Below are 20819 nucleotides of genomic sequence, written 5' to 3'. Positions count from 1 at the left end.
CCAGCAACTGAAAAACGGAGTGGTTGGTATTATCCCTGTGAAAGCCTCAGCTTGTGCATTAAAACAAGGACGTGACTGATGACTAGAGTTTTACTTGCCGTACTGTGCAGTGCAGCTGTGTTGATGTCTTGTGGCAAAAAAGACACAGATACCACGCAAATTGACGATATTCAGTCCAGACAGGAGAGGCTGCACCGGGCATTTGATGATATTCGCTCGCAATCTGACTTTATGGGCAGTGTTGTGCTGATGCAGTCAGGTAAGGTGATATTTTCAGATAGCTCGGGCTTCGATGACATAAGCAAGAATGAACAATCGACCACACAATCAGCTTACTTAATTGGTTCAGTGTCAAAAACCTACACAGCTGCCCTGGTGCTAAAGGCGGTTGATGAGCAAAAGCTGACTCTGGAACAAACGCTCGAGGCATTTTTTCCGACCCTTGAAAATGGACACCTAATCAGCATCAAAAATCTGCTTCAGCACAGCAGTGGCATTGGCAACTACACCAAAAAAGGAAAAGGATTTTTTGACTATCGGACAGAAAATCAAAGCAGTGAGAGTATGCTCAATCGAATTCTGGCGTTGGGCAGCGATTTTGAGCCAGGCACCAAAGCGGAGTACAGCAACTCCAACTATTACCTGCTGGCGCTCATCCTGGAAAAGGTATACCAAAAAAGCTTTGGTGAGATACTCAGTGAAAAGATAACAACGCCGTTAAACCTGACTCAAACGGTACATGTGCGCGACAGCCATCAAACTCAACATTCGTACACCTTTGAGAATGGCCAGTGGTTAATGTTTCCTGCATCCCATCTCTCTGTTGGTCTGGGGGCGGGTTCCATAAAGGCGACACCCACCGAGGTTGCGATTTTTTATCATGCCTTGTTTTCCGGTGAGATTATTCCTTTGCCATTGGTTGATACCATGAAGCAGACCCAAAATGGTTTTGGTTTGGGTATTAAACCCATTGAGTTTTTTGACAAGCAGGGATTTGGGCACGGTGGGACTTTTGACGCATATAACGCGATAGCGGCCTATTTCCCTCAGGAAAAGATGACGCTGGTTTTAGCATCCAATGGCTCAAATGATAACTTTCATGACACCTATCAACAGATGCTGAAAAGCTACTTTAATCAAACCCTGACTGATCTGCCTGTCGCGGCAGAAGAGCTGGCGCGCTATGTGGGTCTGTATCAGGCCATCCCTGACGATCCCTACGGGGTGACCCTGGTTAACCTCGATGGCAAGCTCGCCAATCAGTTTCCCGATGGTTATACCCAGGCGCTGCGATACGAAGGCGATGGCCGTTTTGTGTATGACCAGGTCGGCGCCGAACCTGTTTATTTTACTCTTTCAGACAATGGCGACAGGCTGTCGACCAGGTTAGGGGAAAAGGGCGAAGAAGAAGTGAAAATGAAGGTCGTTCATTAACTTTTTCCTTGTCAATGTTTTATGGCTTCATATTGATTTTATTGGCTTTTTATGTTTGAAGGCAAGAGTGGTATGGGGCCACTGGAAACGTGAATCCAAAAATCGGTTTGCTGAAGAAGAGTAGCGTTTAACCAAGGTGTACCAGTTACCTTTTTATGGTCTGGAAATCCATCTCGGCGGAAGGGGATGTTGGGTGAAATTGAGCAGGTTATTCAGCCGAATGCAAAACACGGTGAGATGAACAGTTCAATGGCTGACAGGCAGTTAAAAGTGAAAATGGCCGTGTCTAAGACACGGCCTTTTTGTATCTGCAATCTCCGGAAGGGCGTTGGCATCGCCAATTACAGCCCCTTGCAGTTGGCGTAGTAGGTGACGGTAGCTGGCCAGTCGGAGAATACCCCTATCACGCCCACGTCCCTGGCGAGTACGTCCAACAGCTCGTAGGTGACCCCTTCGTTGGTGGTGGCATCGGTAATGCTTTGATAGTACCAGCCGCCGCCGTTGGTGAGGTGGCCAGAGCGCTCCAGTGTCCAGGTGATTATCTTAAGCCCGGCGGCTTTGGCGGCCTTGGCATATTCGGATGGCACTATCTTGCCGTCGTTATCCAGCGTCACCAGCATCCATAGAGGCGGCGCCACTACCTCCACACCATCGGCCTTGAGGCTGGCCATATCAGGCTGCCAGGTGGCAGGGTTCATCGGGTCGAAGCCGGGCAGGGTTTCGTCCCTGTCATCCAGATACACGGCCTGCTGGCCAAACTCCGGCGCCGTGGCAATCCAGTGTTTTACATCGTCCAGATTAAAGGACTGGGGATAAACCCGGTCGGCCATTACACCGGCGGCCTGATACTCGGCCACCAGTTTGTCGGCGTATTCCTGCTGACTCATGCCATCGAAGGGCATGGTGACGGCGGGGGACTTGAGCTCAGGGGTCATTTTAACGCCGGCGGCCTTGAACATCTCAATGGATTGGGCGTGGGTCATCAGGGTGCCGGTGGCAGCATAAAGATCCGTACGCCAGCCCGGGGTACCGGCCAGATAGGCTTCCACCGTGGTGGCCCTGGAGTTGGCACCGTCCATCTTGCCCTTGAGGCTCATAAACTCTTCGAGGCTGATGTCGCTGGTACAGCACTTGGCCGAGGCAGGGGTGCCGGTGGCGGCATCAAAGGGGCTGAATGGCTCGCTGCATTTGGCGGCAAGTTCGGGGATGGCGAGAATATTGGTGGTGGTGTGCAGATCGCACTGGGAGTGGCGGCAAACCAGCGCCTTGTCGGCGGTGAAGGTCACGTCACACTCCAGTACCCCGGCGCCCGAATCGATGGCGGCCTGATATGACTCGCGGGTGTGTTCTGGGAACTGCATGGCGGCGCCCCGGTGGCCGATGGAAAAGTCGCTGCGGTAAAACGGCATGTCTTTGCACTGAGCCAGCGCCGATTTGAGCTCACCTTCGGCCATTTGTGAAATCAGGTACGCCGGGCGTACGCCCACCTGAGCGGGTACCCTGGTGGCGGCAGGTGGGGTGACTTCAGTTTCGGTTTGTGGGCTGTCGTTATCATTGCAGGCACTCAGTGCCAGCAGAGGCAACAGGCAGAGCAAAGGGTAGGCTTTACGGAGCATCGTATTGATTCCAAAGTAGAAAAATTGGTGTAAACCTAACCTCGCTCTGTGACATGCCCAAGACAGCCCCGTTAACGAACCATGACATGCAAATGACAGGGCAGCAAAAGAAAAAGCCTTCGCAATGGGAAGGCTTTTTGTATCCGAATGGTGGCGACTGCTGTCGTCAGCCTCTTTAACTTATTCGCTTCAGTAAGGCGCTTCAGTTGAACGCTTGAGTTGAACGCCTTAGTTGGGCAGCGCCGAGAGCACCTTCACGCAGCGCTGCTGCAACTGCCGTGCTTCCAACAGCGCCCTGTGCATACCGCTGGAGAGGGCAGGCTTGCTGTCGATGTAACGGCTCAGGGCATCCACCCCCTGCTGGCTGCAATCGCCGGGGATGAGGGCGGCGGCCGAGCGGGCAAACACGGGTCCCTTGGCGTCCAGGTCCGGCAGCATGGCGAGGCGCTCGTCGCTGCTGGCATTGGCAAGCAGGCGCTGCTCAGGCTGGTACAGGTTCCCCATGGCTACCCTCAGCTTGGGGAAGGGCTCGCTGCCGGCGGCGATTTTACTCAGCCACTGGCGCTTGATGCTGCCATCGGGGCGTTGTACCCGGGCGCGAATAGCGGATTTCTGGCCGCTGTCGCTGTTATCCCGGATCTGCTCCTCACGCACCCGGCGCTCGGCGCCGAGGGCATCGAGGCGATTCAAGCGGGCTATGATGTCCCAGCGTCTGTCCTGATCTATTTCCAGCCCCTGCACCTTGCTGGCACCATCGAGCAAATCATTCAAATGATCAATGGCTTCGCCGCCGTAGGCCAGGCTGATATAGGCATCAAACCAACGGCCCTGCAGCTCTTTGTCGCCCCGGCTTTCCATGGCGCGGCGCAGGCTCATTTGCGACAGGGCGCGCAGGCCCTTGTCGGCAAAGCTGCCCCTGCCTTTGTTGGCGCTTTGCAGGTAGAAGGCGCTGGCTTGTAGCTTGTCGATGATCTGGGCGCTCAGCTGCAGATCCTTTTCCATGGGGGCGTTGACCAGTGCCGTTGCCAAAAAGTCCTGCAGCGGCAGTTTGCCATCGGTCACGCTGTCCCACAGGCTTTGCCACAGCATGGCCCTGAGCAGGGGGTCTTCGGTGCGGGACAGCTGGCTGCGGGCGGTCTCAAAGGAGCGGGGATCCAGGTTTACCTTCACGTAGCCCCAGTCCTGATAGTTGGGGTACACCAGTTTGGGGCACTGGCGACCGATAAGGGCGGGCACCTCGGTGCGCTCTCCCTTGAAGATAACTTCTACCACCCGGTCGCGGTGCAGCCCGTGGCGGTCGGCATCAAACAGTGCCACCTGCACCTTTTGCTCCCTCAGTACCGGGTATTCGGCCGGTGCTCTCTGGCGCAGGGCGAAGTGGCTGATTTGCTCGCCGTCACAGCTGAACTCGGCTTCGATGCTGTTTACCCCGGGTTGGTAGAACCAATCCCGGGTCCACTGGGTTAAATCCCGGCCAGCGGCCTGTGCCAGGCTGCCGATAAAGTCATCCAGGGTGGCGTTGCGGTAGCTGTACTGCTTGAGGTAAGCGGATACGCCGCGCCTGAAAGGCTCTTCGCTCAGCAGTATGCTCAGCTGACGCAGGCTGGCGGCCCCTTTTTGGTAGGTGATGGCATCGATATTGTCGAAGGCATTGCCCGATGTGGGCACGGGCACCTCGATGGGGTGGGTGGTTACCAGGCTGTCGAGGGTGTAGGCCCGCTGTTTGCCTCCGGCATAAAAGCTTTGCCAGGCATGGGAAAACTCAGGGATTTTCGCCAGCGCCATGGTGCCCATCAGGGAGGCAAAACTCTCGTTCAGCCACAGGCCGTTCCACCACTTCATGGTGACCAGATCGCCAAACCACTGATGAGCCATCTCGTGCATGATGACTCCCGCCAGCGACTGTTTCTGGGCTAGGCTCATCTCACCACTGGAGACAAAAGCCGACTCGGAGAAGGTAATGGCGGCGGCGTTTTCCATGGCGCCGTAGAGGAAGTCGGGCACCAGCAGCTGATCGTACTTTTTAAAGGGATAGGGAATGCCAAAATATTGCTCAAAGTACTCGAGGCCCAGGGCTGTGTAGCGGAACCAATCTTGCGGTGTGACCTTGTCGGCAATGGACTGGCGGGCGAAGAGGCGCATGGGGTAGCGCGCTTCGCCGCTCTCCCATACCTGATAGGGGCCGGCATGGAGCGAGAAGTTATAGGGGCTCAGCAGCGGGGTTTCGGGGAAGTCCCACACCCGCATATTGCCTTCAACATTGATCCTGCTCTCCCGCGTGGTGGTCACTACCTGCCAGTCGGCGGGGGCAGTTACCTTCACCTTGTAGCTGGCCTTGAGATCCGGCTGGTCGAACACCGCAAACATTTGCTGGGCGGCGGCGGGTTCAAAATGGGAGTAAAGATAGACACGGCCATCGACCGGGTCTTCAAAGCGGTGCAGGCCTTCGCCATTGGTGCTGTGGGGGCGGACAAAGCTTACCTGCAGCTGGTTTTCGCCGCTCACCAGCAGCCTGGGGTTTAAGGTCAGGTAGCTGCCATTGTAGTTGGGGTATACCTTGGCGCCGTTAATCAACAGCTCGGTAATGCGGGCCTTGTTCAAATCCAGTGTCAGCGGTGACAGGGTATCGCTGAGCTGAAAACGCACTTTACTGGTGGCACTGAATTCGGCACTGCCATTGAGTTTGAAGTCCAGCTCATAATGCACGTTACTGACACGTTGGCTGCGATTTGCTGCCTGTTCGGCGCTGATATACGGCGTTGTATCCCGCTCCAGTGGATGGGTTTTGTCGGTGGAGGCGCAGGACACCAGGGTGACAGCGGCAACGGCCACCCAGGCTTGGCTTAAGAACTTCACGTGAGACTTCCTTCAAGTTACCGCAATGCGGCTTATTTTTAGGCGCTTAACTTACCTTAAGGGGACTGCCATTGCCAGCCTGAGCGCGGGCGTTGGCGGCATTTGCCAGTTGCACCTGGGCGATGCCTGACAGCAGGATAAGGGCACAGCCTCCCCATTTGAGGGCTGACATGGGCTCGTTAAACAGCAGATAACCGGTTAATACCACCATCAGGGGCTCGAGGTAGGCCAGGGTACCGAACATCTTGGCGGGCAGTGCGGTAATGGCTTTTACCGCAAAGAGAATGGCTAAAAAGCCGGGAAAGACCGCGGCAATCATCAACCAGAACCATTCACTGGCGTTGGGCAAAGGGTCGCCCCACACCATGGGCAGGGTCACCAGGGCGCCCACCGCCAGTTGCACCCAGGTTTTGGCGTAGGGGTCGCTGGCGGGCGGAATTTTTTTATTGATAAGGATAAAGGCGGTGTAGGCCAGCAAACAGCCCAGGGCGTAGCTCATGCCGATGGCCTCGGCGCCAGCCATATCCAACTTGAATTCCTGCAGCATGGCAAAGCCAAAAAAGGCCAGCAGAATCAGGCTAAAAGCCGCAGCGCCCAAGCGCTCCGAAAACAGGAAATGCGCGCCAATGGCCGCCACCGCAGGGGCAAGGTATACCAGCATGATGGCGAGGGACATGGGAATGGTTTCTATGGCTTTGAGAAAGCACAGAATAAAGGTTGCCAGCAGCACCCCACCTGCGACTGTGCCCCAATGGGGCTTTACCCAGAGCCTGGCGGTTTCACGACGAAACAGTAAAAACAGCATCAGAATGAGGGCGCCAAGCCCGAGCCGGTAAAAGGTGAGCATGGCCGCATCCAGCTCGCCAAACCGGGCAATGATGCCAATGGTACCCATGAGAATGGCCGACAGGGCTGCCAACAAGTAAAAACCGCTTTGCATCTTACGGGCTCCGACAACGGATGCAGGACAGGGGCAGACAAGATAGCCATTCCCCCGGGGCGCCACAAGATGTGTGCCCCGGGAAATGTGCTGGATTTTAGTCTAAGAGACGGCTGACGCCCTGATGTCAGGGGTGTTCCGGCTGTGCTTGCTGCAGCTCTTCTATCGAGGGTTCCATCGTCATCAAGGCGCTGTACTTTTGCAAAATGGCAGCGAGGGTGCCGTCTTCCCGCATTGAGCTTAGCCCCTCATTGAAGTCGTCCCGAATGCGCGCTGAACGAAACGCAAAGCGGTAGCCTGTCGGCTCAAAAATGCAGGCCTCCCGCACATCGAGCCTGGCTTCCAAAAAGCCGGCCTCCAGCTCTTTTTTGCGATAGTAGGCAAAGATGTTCTTTTCCATGACTATCACGTCGGTTCGACCCTTGAACAGCAGATGGATTTGATGGCGCTGGGCCGCGATTTCGCTGTAGGAAGGCGATTTGGCCACCGTCAGGCCAAATTCAGTTCCCAAAATCCGCGCAGCCTGCTGAAAGGCAACGACGCTCAAGTCTTTGAGATCGTTAATGGAGTTAATCTCCAGATTGCGGGACTCGAGGCTGATAACGCAGTTATGGAAGCGAATGACTTCATCGCTGTAGAACACGCCGTCGAGCATATGTTCTTTGGTGTTGATGATGCCGTCGAGCTTGCCGTCTTTGAGCTCGCGAAAGGTGCGGGACAGCGGCATATAGTGTATCACCGCATAATGCCCCCGACGGGCCAGTGCCTGACGCAGGATATCCAGCTCCAGACCGCCGTTTTCCTGTTGTATCACGTAGGGCGGTATCGCAAAGCTCACGCCCACGTTCACGGTTTCGGCAGAAACCTGTGTCGTCGCTCCCAGGCTTGCCAGGAACAAGGTTTTGAAAAGGCTGCTTTTGTTTTTCATTGTTAACTAAGTTCTCAGGGGGACGGCATTATTTTTAGTCGCTCTGTCGGCGGGCCGTCTTGGGTTGTCGAGTCAGTATTGAGTCTAGTTCACTCCCTGCGCAATAGCGGTTGGAATAATTTTTAGAATGAAGAACCGGGCTCTTGTAAAAAAGCCAGTTCTTCTGCGCTGGATTCCCGCCTCAAAATAGCGTTTCTGTGGGGATAGCGGCCAAAGCGGTCAATGATGGCCTTGTGGCGAATTTCAAACTCCAGGTTGCCCCGGGCGGCCTCGCGGGAGAAGAGTTTCACGGCCTCTTCGTGGATAAGGGCCGACTCGCTGTGCATATAAGGCATGTACAAAAAGGGCACCATCTTATCCGGCAGCTCGCTATCCACACCCAGAGCAACGGCCTCCTGTGCCAGCACCAATGCCATGGGGTCGGCGTCGAATGCGGCCGGGGTATCGCGATAGAGGTTTCGGGAAAACTGATCGAGAACGATAATCTCCGCCAGGCGCCCCATCGGGTGTTGCCGCCAGCCAAACAGCTCTCCCCGTTTGGCAGCAACAAGTACTTCTGCAAATCGTTGCCCTATGAGGCGGTCAAAGTCAGCATCCTTTTGCCACCATTGTTTGGGGCTGATTTCGCTGAACCAAAAATCGGTGATCTGCTGCCAATGCATCATTCGCGCTCCCGTTAAATCCAGTTACCTCTGTGCTTGTCCAGCTGTGTCAGTGCGGCCAGTGCTATGGTTCTGGCTTCACTGTAGGGGATCCACGGCAGGTAAATCTTACCGCTGGCAAGCCCCAGCTCCAGGGTCGCCAGGCCTTTTTTACGTTGCCCGGGCGATTGCAGCAGGCTCACGTGCTGCACCTTGTACAGGGGCACTCTTTTGAGACTTTGGCCAAGCAGCCCGGTTCGCTGCCACACCAGGGTATCGTCGTGCCTGTAGCCCCAGTGTTTGAACCTGAGCCAAAGTCCGATCGAGCCCAGTATGGCCACGGTAAGAGCGAACTCCATGACAACCAGCTCCCGGGAAATCAGCATCGTCAGCAGCGCCGGTAGCCAGAAAAATGCGAGTCTGCGTTTCAGCCAGCCACTGTGGATGGGCCGCAGTTCATGCACCGATGGCGGCAGGCTGTCTTTGCCGGGCAGCGCCTTGAGCTGGGCAAACAGGGGCGGGAACTCATCGGGAGTCACAGAGGGAATAAGCAGCGGCAGTTTGAGGTGTTGTTCGACTTCGTGGCCCTGCACCTGGCGGAAAAACACGGTCCAGCGCTTCAGCAGCCGTGCAATAGGGGGCTGATTGAATTCCACCAGTTGGATGCGTTTCATCGCCAGCGCATCCTGCTGGTGGGCCAATATGCCGCCGGTGCGCTCCAGAGTGGATTCGGCGCCAAGCTTGAGCCGATAGGGATAGTATTTCAAAAAGGCAAACATCACCGAGATGAGCGCAAAACAGAGGTATCCCAGCAAAATCAGGGCTATCACACTTAAGGTGCCCCACAGCGGCCCCTGGGATTCGATACGCAAAAAGGTGTTGAGGCCCAGAGACTCGAACCAGCTCTCCACCGGCAGCTGCCCCATGATGGAGCCGGCAAACACCATAAACCAGACAAAATTATTGTGGTAAAGCCCGAATAAAAACAGCGGTTTGCCGCCTCTCTCCAGCAGCAGTGAATCCGTTTGTTCCTCCTGATGGGTAACAGCTTCGGCAGGCTTTTGCAGCAAATGCGACTTGAGTGCCATGGCATCGCTCATGGGCATGGCGGCAATTTGCACCTCATCCTTTCGGGAGCCTGCGGTCTCGACCACCAGGGTGCAGAGCAACAGGGGTTTAAAGTAAAAGGGTTGGTCGAGCCGCACGTTCTGAATTTTATCCAGCGGTAACTCATCTTTGCGTTTGAAAAACAGCCCCCGGCGCACTTCCAGCTTGTGACTGCCGGGGCGAAACCTGTAGGTGGCATATTGCACCAGGGCGAAGGTGAGAATGCCCAGCAGCACCAGTAAGGCCACGGAAATGACCAGAGGTGAGTCGAATCCCTGTTTCCAGCCGGTAAAGACGATGGGGATGAGGGCATAGCCCTGGGTCAGTACCTGACGGGCCGTGCCCAGGGTAAAACTGACCACAGACCAGGGTGACAGGCTTTGCCAGTTCTCGGCAGTGGCACTCACAGTTCAGTTACTCCTGCACGGGCGAGCAGATGACCCCGCAGCGCCTCCGCATCGTCTATGGGCAGGCCACGAATTTCAATTTCAGCGCTGCCGCTGCCGGCGCTGAAACACTTGATGCAGGCGAGGCCGTAGCGCCGCTCCATGGGCCCCTGCGACAGGGTGACATGCTGGATACGGCTGTAGGGCATGGCGGTGCGCTTTTGCCACCACACTCCGGTTTGGCTTAGCAGGTCCAGCTCACCAACGCCGTAGCCCAGGGCATTGGCCCAGCGATTGCCCAGCCACAGGCCGAGGGCCGCCAGCAAGACGCCAGCGCTGCTGATTGCCAGTACTATCATGTCGGGTACGCCAGCGAAGATAAGCAGCAGGGAAATCGGCAGGAATATCACCAAAAACGTCAGGGCCGTGGTGACCATCACCAGGGTGGCATAGCGGGGATCCGCCGGGATGAGCACGGGAGCTTCGAAGGGAGTCCAGCGGTCCTTGGGTAACAAGAGTCCTTGTAATTCAGCGTCTTGCGCCTGCATTTGTGTCATCCTTGTGACATTTTTGTATTCACGGCCAATATAGCAGTGAAATCTTGCGTGGATCCAGCCAGTGGAAATATTTGCTTGCAAAGCCGTATCAGAACACGCTTGGCTCTTGGTTAGCGACTGAATTTCAAGTAATTTGGATTCAATCTCCCTACAGGAATCATGGTGATGACCCAGGACTATGCTCCAGGCAATCAGGTCAGCAAACAGCACAAGGCCTTTTTGCGTAAATTGTATCTGGCCCATCTGATGGACGATGCGCGCCATAATCTGTTGTCGCTGGGCAAGCTTACCGGCATGCCGAGGCGCACCTTGCAGGATGCCATCGCTAGTTTTGCCGACATAGGTATTGAGGTGGAGTTTGTTCAGGACGGCGAGCGCCATAACGCCGGTTATTACCGTATTCGCACCTGGGGGCCCATCAGCAGCGCCTGGATGGACACCCATGTGGAGCAGGTGAAGAGCCTGCTTGGCGTGGAGGATACCGACGGGCAGGCCACTGCCGGGAACGGAACATGATTTCCTCCGTGGGCGGGCTCGATGAGAGCCTGTGGTATCAGACCCTTGGGGAGCCCATGGAGCCCCGAGCTTCGCTGGAAAATGATATAGAGGCGGATGTTTGCATTTTGGGCGCCGGATACTCGGGCCTGTGGACGGCACTGTTCCTAAAACAGAAACAGCCTGCTCTCAAGGTGGTTGTGCTCGAGGCAGCCATGGCCGGGGAAGGGGCGTCCGGGCGCAATGGCGGTTGGCTGATGGGCAGCTTTGGTGGCGATTTGGGCTATCTGGCGCAGCTGGATGGCGAGCCTCGACGAAGGGCCAAACAGGTCATTACAGGCACGGTTGTCCGGGCGGCCGATACCTTCAGTGAGCTGGGTATTCAATGCGACTTCCACCATGGCGGTAACCTGTATCAGGCGTCGCGCTACCCTGAGCAGCTCAAGCGTTTACAAGCCGAGCTGGCGCACTTTCGTGAAGCCGGTTTTGATGAAGCGGACTATCGCCTGTTGTCGGCCACAGAGGCGGGCCAAGCCCTTAATCTGCCGGGGACACAAGCTGCGCTCTACACCCCTCACTGTGCCCGGGTGCATCCATTAAAACTGGCCCGTGGCCTTGCCCGCGCCGCAGAGCGGGCGGGGGTGATCATCTATGAGAAAAGCCCTGTGCATCTCACTGAAAATAGCAGGATTACCCTATCAGAACGCGGCCAGAAAGCGCCTGGCAATAAGGTGCACACCCCGAAGGGCTCGGTCAGAGCCGCTGTGGTGGTGGCCGCGCTCGAAGGTTACCAGCGGCTTCTGGGACTTGATAACAGAACCAGCTTGCCGGTATTCAGTGTGCTCTGTGCCACCGAGCCATTGAGCGAGCAGCAATGGGCCAATATCGGCCTTGAAAACCGCGAGACCTTTGCCGATGCCTCACGGCTTATCACTTATGGCCAGCGCAGCGCGGATAATCGTTTGGTGTTTGGTGCCCGTGGTGGCTATGGCTTTGGCGGCGCGGTGAAAACCCGATTTGGTTTTGCGCCCCGTACACTGGGCGAAGCGCCAAGAGGCGATATCTTTGACCTGAGAAGTCAACTGTTGCAGGCGTTTTTCCCCGCCCTTGAGGGGACTCAAATCACCCATGGCTGGGGCGGCTGTTTGTCACTCTCGCGGGCGTTTCGCCCCCATGCACTCTTCGATGAAGCTGCGGGGCTTGCCTTTGTGGGCGGTTATGGCGGCGAAGGCGTGGGCGCCAGTATGCTCTTTGGGGAAACCCTGGCCGAGCTGATTGCCCGGCCCGATGGTGAGCTGGCTGGTATGCCATGGGCATACCGGGGCGCCGTGAGTGAGCATCTGCGCCGCTGGGAGTCTGAGCCCTTTCCCTGGCTTGGATACAGCGCCAGCGGATTGCTTTACCGGCTCGAAGAGCGCCTGCTCTGCCGCCTGCCTCAACCAGTTTACACGCCTGCCATCAGTCGGCTTGCAGACGCCCTCGAAACCTTGATGAGTTAGTTGACTATTCAGCTCCGGCGGATGCGGGTTTGGCTAATCCCAGCTGGCCCAGCTGCAGCGCCGCCATGGTGGCCTCTATTGCTGCCCTGTGCCTTGCTTCGACAAAGCCCTGATAATCAGGTTCACATGGCCTGCCATCCATACTGATGCCGTCACCACTGAGGGTTTTGGTCCTGCCAAAGGGCTTGATGCCCTGCTTGTAGCCGGCAAAGTATCTGTGGCCCAGGTCTTCACTCCAAAAGAGTCGCCAAGGGGCGGCGCACCCCGGAATAGGGTTATCCAGCGCGGCCAGGGTTTGTCTGGCCACTCCTGCTCTTAATGCGTCAAAGTTTGCTGAGTGGTCGTCGAAAGCCTCGGCGGGAGTGGGGCAGGGAATGGCTTGAAGACGCTCGTCAGCGCCACTTGGGCTCGCCGGCCAGTCGTCCACCGGGTCATGGATAACAAAAATCCCGCGAAATCCGAAACCCAGGTAGTCCACCAATGGCGCAAATTCCCGCTGCCAGGCGATGATTTTGGGGCCGTGATACACGGGCACCGCATGGGCAGGTACAGTGACATCCTGGACCAGGTGAATAAGTGCACCAAGGTAATAAGCTCTGTGCTCGGCGGGTGCCTGCTCAAGCCCTGTAAGTGCGGCCTGCCACAGGCGCGCCATGGACATATCGGTTTTACCCGCCAGCCGCTGGGCGTCAGCGGTTTTATCGGGATGATAAAAATGCCAGTTATGAATTCGCTTGGTCATGGGGAACACGGCCTTGGCAAAGGAGGTGTTCATCAGCTCCGTTGGCAGCTTGCCGGCGCCTTCATCCATGGCAAGGTTGCCCTGCATCAGCTGTAGGCGGGTCGACTCAGTCAGATGAACGCCGCATTGAGCCATGGCGTCCAGGGCGCGAGTGGTGAGGGGCTCGTGGGCCTCTTTGGGGTGATAGCCCTTGGCGTCAAAAGCCAAAAGCATAAGTAAAGCAAACAGATATTTAATCACATCGACATCCTTGCCCGCAGTTTTGCCGAATCTAACACCTTGGGCAGACAAAACCAAATCCCGGTATCAATGCTTCCGCGGCTTCTTGGGTTCTGCGCGATGAATAAAGCCTGAGGTTGTTTTTTATCCGCCGCGCCCACATATTCACAGCCAAGCCTTTTCTTATCTTCCCGGGAGCCTCTCGTGCCGGACACCTTGGCAACCAACCATGCAACAACTGCCTCGCAGGGCAATGTCGTCGGCTGGTTGGGCAGTTTTTTACGCCCCTATAAACTCAGGGTAATCACAGCGCTCATCTGTTTGTTGATTGGCTCGCTCGCCTGGCTCGCGCTGGGTCAGGGGGTAAAGCTGATTGTGGATGAAGGCTTTGTGGCCGGAAACGCGGCCCGCCTCAATCAGTTGGTGTGGCTGCTGGTGGGTATAGCCGCCATCAGCTCCAGCGCCGTGTTTTGCCGTTTTTATTTAATGAGCTGGCTTGGGGAGCGGGTGAGCAACGATATTCGCGCCCGGGTGTACGACAACCTCCTGACCCTGCCACCGGCCTTTTATGCCAGGCTGCGGACCGGTGAAGTCATCTCCCGCTTTACCGCCGACTCCACCCTGCTGCAAACCGTGATTGGTTCGAGTTTTTCCATGGCGCTGCGCTCTTTTGTGTCTGTGCTTGGTGGCATCGCCATGATGGCCATCACCAGCGTCAAACTCACGGCACTGGTGCTGGTGGCCGTGCCGGCGGTGTTGGTGCCCATTCTGATTTTTGGCCGCAAGGTGCGTGCTCTTTCCCGCGATAGCCAGGACAAGGTGGCCGACCTTGGTGCTTACATAGATGAGAGCCTGCACGAAATCCATACGGTGCAATCTTACACCCACGAGCAGGTCGACCGACATAAGTTCGGTGGCCTGCTCACCAGGGTGCTGGGCAGCGCCGGGCGCCGTATTCAGTTTCGGGCGCTTCTCATTGCCGGGGTGATGTTTTTAACCATAGCCGCCATCGCCCTGATGATATGGGTGGGCGCGCGGGATGTGATGAACGGCGCCATCAGTGCCGGTGAACTCTCGGCCTTTTTGTTCTATGCCCTGCTGGTGGCCGGCGCTACGGCTACCATCAGCGAAGTGATAGGCGATGTGCAGCGCGCCAGCGGCGCCGCCGAACGCTTAAAAGAGCTGAGCGAAGCCGTGAGTGAGGTGCCCAAGGCCCAGGAACCGATGGCGCTGCCCAGCAAACTCAGCGGCGATATCCGCATCGAGGGTCTCAGCTTCAGTTACCCCGGCACTGACGTAAAAGCACTGGATAATATTTCTGTGCACATTCACCCCGGCGAGAAGGTGGCTCTGGTGGGGGAAAGTGGCGCCGGTAAGAGTACCCTGTTTCAGCTTCTGGGCCGTTTTTATGCGCCGGATAGCGGCGCTATCTATTTGGACGGCACGGATATCGCCAATACCGACCTGCAAGCGCTCAGGCGTGCCTTTGCCCTGGTGCCACAGGAGTCGGTGATTTTTGCCGATTCTGTGCTGGAAAACGTCCGCTATGGCAAGGTGGATGCCAGCTTCGATGAAGTGAAGGCGGCCTGTGTGGCTGCCCGCGCCCACGACTTTATCGAGGCCATGCCCGAGGGCTACCACAGCTACCTTGGCGAGCGCGGCGTTAAACTCTCCGGCGGCCAAAAACAGCGCATCGCCATTGCCCGGGCCATACTCGCCAGCCGCCCCGTGCTCTTGCTCGACGAAGCCACCAGTGCCCTGGATGCGGTGAGCGAGCGCTATGTGAAAGAAGCGCTGGATACTCTCATCTGTGGCCGCACCAGCCTTATCATTGCCCATCGTCTGGCAACGGTTATCAATGCCGACCGGATCCTGGTGATGGACAAGGGAAAAATCATCGCCGAAGGCAGCCATACAGAGCTGCTGGAGTCCAGCCAGCAATACCGGGAATTCGCCAGTTTGCAGCTGCTAACGGAAGCGTGATGCCAAATAAATAAAAAGGGAGCCTGAGCTCCCTTTTTGTTTGATGACGGCGGTTTAACTCAAGGGGACCCCACGCAATGGAAGCTCGTTCCAGGATGGAGGTCTGCGAGGGTCAGGTCCCCGTCATCTGGCCGGTATAGAGGATAAAGTTGCGCAGCAAGAACACCCCTAACAGGCTGAAACTGGCGGTCACCGCCACATAGGCGAATTTGCGATCCGCCGAGACCTTCATCCACAGGTTGAAGGCCAATGGCAGGGTGAGACCTATGCCGATAACGCCGGCCCAGAATATCCAACCCCAGAAGCCAAACCCCAGTGCGTTGAGCGCGGCAACCTGGCTTTGACCGCCGGAGAGGATCAATCCGGCGAAGAAGGTAAACAGCAAACCAATCTCCACCAGGATGAGGGGAATTTCGATGCCGTGGATAAAACGCACTTCCACACCATTGGGATTACCCCTGAGCAGCACACCACCCAGCAAGGTCGCGGCGGCGCCGGAGGACAACCCGGAGATCAGGAACAGCAATGGCAGCACAGGGTTATTGAGCAGCGGGAAGCCTATCAGCGCCGACAGCAGGAAGCCGGTATAGGCCCCAAGGGAAATGGCGAGGATCACCAGAATGCCGGTGATAGCGGCTTCCTGCAGAACCAGCCAATTGAGCAGCCGACGGACGATGGCCAGGCGATTGCCCAGCAACTGACCGATGCGCACATGGAAGACACAGGCTATCCAGGCAAAGAGCACCACCTGGTAGGCCATGAGAACCAGCACCCCCATGGACATCACTGAGCTGGTGTTGTAGAACACCAGGATCTTCCAGAAATCCAGTGGCCGGGTGAGGTCGAATACCAGGATCCCCAGGCCACCAAACACCGCGATAGGGGCGATTATGGCCGCCGCCTGCACGAAGGGCGAATGCCAGGCTTCATGGAATAACTTAAAGTGTTTCAGCATGATGGCGAAAAATACCGCCCCGGCAGACAGACCCGCCAGGAAAAGGTATATGGCGATAGGCCAATGCCATACCAGGCCTTCGAAATGAAAAGCACTCATAGCATTATCTCCCCATCTATGGTTTGAATATGGAACAGCTTAGGCCGGGTACCCAGGTCCACCTTGGCGCGGTAACTGGGCTTGGCTTTAAGCAACTTAACCAGCTCCGACTCGGGATCCTTGAGATTGCCAAAGGTCAGTGCCTTGGTGGGGCAGGCCTCGACACAGGCAGGTTGCAGCCCCTGGGCCAGGCGAGTCTTCTGACAGAAATCGCACTTATCGGCGGTGCGGGTCTCGGGGTGGATATACCTGACCTGATAGGGGCAGGCGGCAATGCAATACTGGCAACCCACGCAGCGGTCGCCGTTGACCGCGACTATGCCGGTCTCTTTGTCGATATAGGCGGCGCCTGTGGGGCAGACCCGCACACAGGGCGCGGCTTCGCAATGCTGACAGGAGACACGGCTGAAGCGGTAGCTCTGGTTCGGATACTCACCGAAGGGGCCCTTGCGCTCTATCTTCACCCGGGTGACACCCTCGGGGATCTGATTGGCCTCACGGCAAGCCTGGACACAGGCATTACAGCCGATGCAGGCATTTTCATCATGCACCATGGCGTATTTGGTCTCGCTTTCCGGCTCGGGTTGCAGCAGGGAATCGGCCTGGAGCGTGCGGGTGGCACCATACACAGAGACACCGGTCAACAGCGCCCCAACCCCCTTGAGAAACTGGCGTTTGGAAACTTGCATGACAGGCCTCCTATTGTTTGACTTTGTGGCAGCTGACGCACAACTGGCTATGTTGTTGCGTATCGAGCGACAACATGGGGTCAGCTTCGGGATGGAGTCGGTGGCACTGGTCGCAGCCAAGGCGGTTGGCGTGCACATTGTGGGTCCATTCGACCTCACCCAGGGCCTGATGGTCGTGACAGGTCAGGCAGACGGCGCTGCGTTCCTGGGCCGGGAAGGGGCTATCGGGCCCAAAAGCCATGATGTTCGAGCCCTTCCTGGGATGGCTCTCCTGGGGGCCGTGACAGTCCTGACAGAGAATGGCCAGGCCGGGGCTGGCATGTATGCCTTCGAGTTGGCCATTGCGTTTATGGCATTTGATACAGCTGCGGCTGTCCTGCTCGTCGGCGGCTAAGGCACTGGGCGCCAGGCCCACCAAGCCCAGAGTCAGGACGCTGGCCAGCAGCGCAGTACAAGGGGTAATTTGACACATAATGCATCCTTACACCTCAGTGAGCATGACGTTGTGGGAATGAGGAGCGCCAAGTGGTCAGTTTGACGCTCATTGGGCGTTGCGATGAGAGATACCCTTCAGGCGGCGAGTGCGGTGCGCAGCAAGGCTTCGTCGCAATGCTTGTCTTTATCCAGCTTAATCAGCTGTACGCCAATGTAATCCAGACATTTTTCGACAAACTTCATCTGCTCAGGAGAGCTGGCCGCAGGGTCGCTCACCACGAGTTTGACCGCAGAAGATTCGTTGTCGACGACCACGTAATCCAGGTGACAGTGTTCCATAAAGTCCTGCACCTCTTCGTGGTTCCTGACGGACTCATCCAGGTCGACGACATTCACCAGTGACGCTCCGTAAAGGATATCGTAGCGATTGGCGGCGATGGCCTTTAAGCTTTTCAGAAAGTGCATTGAATCTTTGTCGAGCAAGTGAGGCTTGATGCTGACGGCAGCTTCCACCAACTGATTCTCACTTGATCTAAAGAATTTGATGCACGTCATGACGAAGGTCACGATGACCAGAGGACACATGACGAAAAAGACAAACCATATAAACGCATAGCTTAAAATAACGATAGTGGTGGTGTTCATGGTAAACCTCCAAGGTTATTTTCCTTTTTAACTCTCGAATTAATTATTACCCTATGAACTCTATTTACAATAAATATTGAAATCGGACTATTAAAAATTAGGCTTAGGTCAGATACCGGTATTTAGCTATTTCATTTTGTAGATAATCAATAATTAGATATGTGATTTTTAATTGCTGAATATCTGGATTTTGGTAGGGTTTATAAGATATTTCGCATTAAAAATAAGCTCTTGCAGTATTTTTGTAAATGATTGAAATTTAGAAATATGATCTAAGTCTCTTTTGTTTGTTTTATTAAATTAGAATAAATCTATTGTCAGCATAAATATATTTACTATACTCCCAATGGGTATATTCATTGTCGGGAGAGGTATTTTGAAATGAAAAATATGACTCTGGATAGTTTAGATATGCTGAGTGCCAATATATTAGTTAATTTGTATGAAAAGCATTCGGCTTCGTCAGTGGCGATGGAGATGAATATACCCGCCCCCAAAGTGAGCCGCTGCTTACAACATGCGCGGATGATCTTTAACGATCCCCTGTTTATCCGTAAGAAGCATGGCCTCGAACCCAATGAATTTACCCGCCAACTCTACCCCCTGGTCAAAGCTCTGGTGCAGTGCGGTGAGCAGCTGCATCAGCTGGAGAGCTGCCACGAACTGGCCACAAGCCAGGTGATGGTGCTTTATGTGAGTGACCTCCTGATAGCCGAGCTGCCCCAGCGCCTGAGCAGCGCCATCAGTGAGGCGCAGCTGCCCATTAGCTATGAGCTGCGCACCGGCTCTGTGGATCTGGTGGAAGATCTGGCTCAGGGGCTGGTTGACCTGGCCATTGTCAGCGAATCTTCGGACAAGGCACTGCAAGACGACAGACTCATTGTTTCTCCGCTGACAGAGTTAACCCATTTGTATCTGCTTTGCTCACACAAGCATCCGTTGCTGCAGCAGGAGATCAGCCTCGCCAACATCGCCAACTATCCCTACCTGAGCGCTTTCGGTCAGTTGGACAAACAGGCGCCGGATCCTTTCCAGCGCTACTGTGCCCAGCAGCGGCTCAGCTGCCATCTGGCACCGGTGGAATTGGGCCGTGAGGGGCTGGCGTTTCATCAGTTGTATCGTTATCTGGCTGACGATAAGACGGTGAGTCTGCTGCCTTACAGCAGGGTGTATGAGCACAGTGAGCAGCTTCCCGGTTTGCACGTGTGCTGCCTGTCGGGCATGGATACCGCACGTCTCTATCGGGATCAGCCCTACCCGAGGCTCTATATGCTGAGCCGCAGTGGTCGTGGTGGTGTGCATCTCGATTGGATGAAGCAGGAGATAGGCCAGCTTATCAAGCAGAACGTGCATTAGCACAGGCATCCATTCGCCAGCGGGTTCAGTGGCTTGTCGGTTTTGCGCCTGGCTTGTGCTTTGGCCGTTGGCTAAGGGCGCTGGCTAAAGGGTCGGCAAGTCCTGGGTGTTTTCCTGGGCCACCTGGTCGCAGTGGGCCTGCATCTCGTGTAATTTTTCCGTCAGCACTCTGCGCAGGCAATGGGTCAGCTCCGGCTTTATCCCCTTGTGGCAATGCAGATAATAGCTTTGTGTCTCGAGTTCTGTGGTTTGCAGCCAGACTTTCGAGATATCCAGATAGCCCACATCGTCGCGATTTTCGAAATACGTCATCGACATTGCCGAGGAGAGCAGGGCTATATCTTCGCTGTGACTGACATGATCCACCACCATCCTCAGGCTCGGGCTCTTGAGGGCCACGCGGATCTCCATATGCCTGGCTCTGGCGTAAATTTCTATGGGGTGAGGCTCCTGCTCCTGCAAGTGGGTGTTCACCAGGGCGATATGGTAGTTAAACATCTGCGTTAAGGGATCGTCGCTGGTTAAAATAGGATGGCCACGACGGGCGACGATGAAAAAGTGGGTGATATCCCCCAGTTTAAAGTTGTTCACCATGGGGTGATTAATGGGTTCGGTGGAGATACTGCAGTCGACCTTGCCCTGACACAGGCGCTGGTGGATTTTGTCGGTCCAGGGTTGAATATTAATGCTGACCCCACCCTCAATACAGTGACAGGTGTTATGCACACAGTTCATTGCCATCAGCGACCACTGTTCATAGGTGGCGACACTGAGCTGATAGGGCTCGGCCCCCTTGTCTATGGTGGCTGCTACTATCTTGTCGTACTGCTCCAATATGGTTTTGACCATGGGATAGATGGTGACGGCTACCTGATTGGGTTCGAAGCCATACTGCTGACGAATAAAGAGTTCATCTTCCAGCACCTCCCGCAGGCAGGTCAGGCTGCGGCTTACCTTGGACTGAGTGGTGCGTAATCGCTCGGCCACCGCACTGCCGCTTTTAAGCTCAACCAGTCCGATAAATACCTGCAGGGTAAAGTAATCGAGTCGGCTCACTTTCTTCAGCATGACGATCTCCCTCTAACGGCAGCATTAACAGGCAAAGGTAATGGATCTTTTGTTTAATAATTAATCAATTGCCAGAGGTTTTTTTGGCACAGCTTGGTCAAAAATTCTGCGGCTCAGATCACAGTTAATTCAGTGTTTATTTTTGGTTAAATTTAAGTTGATGCTCGAG

Annotated in this window: 18 protein-coding genes; 5 read left to right on the top strand and 13 right to left on the bottom strand. The window is 55.6% G+C overall.

All coding sequences use genetic code 11. The features are described 5' to 3' along the window. The first annotated feature begins 78 nt into the window (after positions 1-78). Entirely contained in the window at positions 79-1434 is a 1356-nt protein-coding gene (locus K0H63_RS16025) for a serine hydrolase domain-containing protein (protein ID WP_220065542.1), read from the top strand. A gap of 341 nt (positions 1435-1775) precedes the next feature. Here the strand turns inward: K0H63_RS16025 and K0H63_RS16020 are convergent, their stop codons facing one another. From K0H63_RS16020 to K0H63_RS15990, 7 genes are all read right to left on the bottom strand, one after another. Next, a complete protein-coding gene (locus K0H63_RS16020; protein ID WP_220065541.1) occupies positions 1776-3050 on the bottom strand; it encodes a glycerophosphodiester phosphodiesterase family protein in 1275 nt (424 codons plus the stop codon). Between the two features lie 228 nt (positions 3051-3278). Continuing rightward, the gene (pepN, locus tag K0H63_RS16015; RefSeq protein WP_220065540.1) at positions 3279-5906 is read right to left on the bottom strand and encodes an aminopeptidase N; all 2628 of its coding nucleotides are present in this window, start codon (positions 5904-5906) and stop codon (positions 3279-3281) included. A 46-nt stretch (positions 5907-5952) separates the two neighbouring features. Beyond that, positions 5953-6846: a DMT family transporter gene (locus tag K0H63_RS16010; protein ID WP_220065539.1), complete on the bottom strand. Its 894-nt coding sequence runs from the start codon at positions 6844-6846 to the stop codon at positions 5953-5955. A 127-nt stretch (positions 6847-6973) separates the two neighbouring features. Further along, positions 6974-7774 (bottom strand): substrate-binding periplasmic protein, encoded by an 801-nt coding sequence (locus K0H63_RS16005; RefSeq protein ID WP_220065538.1) that lies wholly within the window; start codon positions 7772-7774, stop codon positions 6974-6976. A gap of 122 nt (positions 7775-7896) precedes the next feature. Next, complete coding sequence (locus K0H63_RS16000; RefSeq protein WP_220065537.1) at positions 7897-8439, bottom strand: DUF924 family protein; 543 nt, start codon at positions 8437-8439, stop codon at positions 7897-7899. Between the two features lie 11 nt (positions 8440-8450). After that, complete coding sequence (locus tag K0H63_RS15995; RefSeq protein ID WP_220065536.1) at positions 8451-9929, bottom strand: PH domain-containing protein; 1479 nt, start codon at positions 9927-9929, stop codon at positions 8451-8453. Continuing rightward, positions 9926-10456: a PH domain-containing protein gene (locus K0H63_RS15990; RefSeq protein ID WP_220065535.1), complete on the bottom strand. Its 531-nt coding sequence runs from the start codon at positions 10454-10456 to the stop codon at positions 9926-9928. The genes K0H63_RS15995 and K0H63_RS15990 overlap by 4 nt, the downstream gene beginning before the upstream one ends. 174 nt (positions 10457-10630) lie before the next feature. On the opposite strand from K0H63_RS15990, the gene K0H63_RS15985 reads away from it, so the two are divergent. Together K0H63_RS15985 and K0H63_RS15980 are read left to right on the top strand one after the other, a co-directional pair. Then, entirely contained in the window at positions 10631-10981 is a 351-nt protein-coding gene (locus K0H63_RS15985; RefSeq protein WP_220065534.1) for a winged helix-turn-helix domain-containing protein, read from the top strand. After that, positions 10978-12459, top strand: coding sequence for an NAD(P)/FAD-dependent oxidoreductase (locus K0H63_RS15980; protein WP_220065533.1), 1482 nt, complete (start codon positions 10978-10980; stop codon positions 12457-12459). The genes K0H63_RS15985 and K0H63_RS15980 overlap by 4 nt, the downstream gene beginning before the upstream one ends. A gap of 4 nt (positions 12460-12463) precedes the next feature. On the opposite strand, the gene K0H63_RS15975 is transcribed toward K0H63_RS15980, so the two are convergent. After that, positions 12464-13441 carry a phospholipase C/P1 nuclease family protein gene (locus K0H63_RS15975; RefSeq protein WP_220065532.1) on the bottom strand — a complete coding sequence of 326 codons (978 nt, stop codon included), beginning with the start codon at positions 13439-13441 and terminating at the stop codon, positions 12464-12466. Positions 13442-13624: 183 nt separating this feature from the next. Here K0H63_RS15975 and K0H63_RS15970 point away from each other — a divergent pair, with 183 nt between their 5' ends. Beyond that, positions 13625-15403: an ABC transporter transmembrane domain-containing protein gene (locus K0H63_RS15970; RefSeq protein ID WP_220065531.1), complete on the top strand. Its 1779-nt coding sequence runs from the start codon at positions 13625-13627 to the stop codon at positions 15401-15403. Between the two features lie 112 nt (positions 15404-15515). Here K0H63_RS15970 and nrfD read toward each other — a convergent pair whose 3' ends face one another. From nrfD to K0H63_RS15950, 4 genes are all read right to left on the bottom strand, one after another. Continuing rightward, positions 15516-16457 carry a cytochrome c nitrite reductase subunit NrfD gene (gene nrfD / locus K0H63_RS15965; RefSeq protein WP_220065530.1) on the bottom strand — a complete coding sequence of 314 codons (942 nt, stop codon included), beginning with the start codon at positions 16455-16457 and terminating at the stop codon, positions 15516-15518. Continuing rightward, complete coding sequence (locus tag K0H63_RS15960) at positions 16454-17146, bottom strand: 4Fe-4S dicluster domain-containing protein (RefSeq protein ID WP_220065529.1); 693 nt, start codon at positions 17144-17146, stop codon at positions 16454-16456. Before K0H63_RS15960 ends, nrfD begins: the two co-directional genes overlap by 4 nt. Before the next feature lie 10 nt (positions 17147-17156). Then, positions 17157-17618, bottom strand: coding sequence for a nitrite reductase (locus K0H63_RS15955; protein WP_220065528.1), 462 nt, complete (start codon positions 17616-17618; stop codon positions 17157-17159). A 98-nt stretch (positions 17619-17716) separates the two neighbouring features. Then, the gene (locus K0H63_RS15950; protein ID WP_220065527.1) at positions 17717-18226 is read right to left on the bottom strand and encodes a DUF2726 domain-containing protein; all 510 of its coding nucleotides are present in this window, start codon (positions 18224-18226) and stop codon (positions 17717-17719) included. Between the two features lie 477 nt (positions 18227-18703). Here K0H63_RS15950 and K0H63_RS15945 point away from each other — a divergent pair, with 477 nt between their 5' ends. Further along, positions 18704-19582, top strand: a complete 879-nt coding sequence (locus K0H63_RS15945) for a LysR substrate-binding domain-containing protein (protein ID WP_258405599.1) — start codon at positions 18704-18706, stop codon at positions 19580-19582. A gap of 84 nt (positions 19583-19666) precedes the next feature. On the opposite strand, the gene K0H63_RS15940 is transcribed toward K0H63_RS15945, so the two are convergent. Continuing rightward, the gene (locus K0H63_RS15940) at positions 19667-20650 is read right to left on the bottom strand and encodes a LysR family transcriptional regulator (RefSeq protein ID WP_220065525.1); all 984 of its coding nucleotides are present in this window, start codon (positions 20648-20650) and stop codon (positions 19667-19669) included. Positions 20651-20819 lie beyond the last annotated feature (169 nt).

It is taken from the genome of Shewanella zhangzhouensis (assembly GCF_019457615.1).
Taxonomy (GTDB): domain Bacteria; phylum Pseudomonadota; class Gammaproteobacteria; order Enterobacterales; family Shewanellaceae; genus Shewanella; species Shewanella zhangzhouensis.
Note: the sequence above shows the minus strand (reverse complement) of the source record. Positions and strands in the feature narration are given on the sequence as shown.

Coding starts and splice junctions, on each gene's coding strand:
- K0H63_RS16025 (WP_220065542.1), top strand. CDS start 79: ATGACTAGAGTTTTACTTGCCGTACTGTGCAGTGCAGCTGTGTTGATG.
- K0H63_RS16020 (WP_220065541.1), bottom strand. CDS start 3,050: ATGCTCCGTAAAGCCTACCCTTTGCTCTGCCTGTTGCCTCTGCTGGCA.
- K0H63_RS16010 (WP_220065539.1), bottom strand. CDS start 6,846: ATGCAAAGCGGTTTTTACTTGTTGGCAGCCCTGTCGGCCATTCTCATG.
- K0H63_RS16005 (WP_220065538.1), bottom strand. CDS start 7,774: ATGAAAAACAAAAGCAGCCTTTTCAAAACCTTGTTCCTGGCAAGCCTG.
- K0H63_RS16000 (WP_220065537.1), bottom strand. CDS start 8,439: ATGATGCATTGGCAGCAGATCACCGATTTTTGGTTCAGCGAAATCAGC.
- K0H63_RS15990 (WP_220065535.1), bottom strand. CDS start 10,456: ATGCAGGCGCAAGACGCTGAATTACAAGGACTCTTGTTACCCAAGGAC.
- K0H63_RS15985 (WP_220065534.1), top strand. CDS start 10,631: ATGACCCAGGACTATGCTCCAGGCAATCAGGTCAGCAAACAGCACAAG.
- K0H63_RS15980 (WP_220065533.1), top strand. CDS start 10,978: ATGATTTCCTCCGTGGGCGGGCTCGATGAGAGCCTGTGGTATCAGACC.
- nrfD (WP_220065530.1), bottom strand. CDS start 16,457: ATGAGTGCTTTTCATTTCGAAGGCCTGGTATGGCATTGGCCTATCGCC.
- K0H63_RS15960 (WP_220065529.1), bottom strand. CDS start 17,146: ATGCAAGTTTCCAAACGCCAGTTTCTCAAGGGGGTTGGGGCGCTGTTG.
- K0H63_RS15955 (WP_220065528.1), bottom strand. CDS start 17,618: ATGTGTCAAATTACCCCTTGTACTGCGCTGCTGGCCAGCGTCCTGACT.
- K0H63_RS15950 (WP_220065527.1), bottom strand. CDS start 18,226: ATGAACACCACCACTATCGTTATTTTAAGCTATGCGTTTATATGGTTT.
- K0H63_RS15945 (WP_258405599.1), top strand. CDS start 18,704: ATGAATATACCCGCCCCCAAAGTGAGCCGCTGCTTACAACATGCGCGG.
- K0H63_RS15940 (WP_220065525.1), bottom strand. CDS start 20,650: ATGCTGAAGAAAGTGAGCCGACTCGATTACTTTACCCTGCAGGTATTT.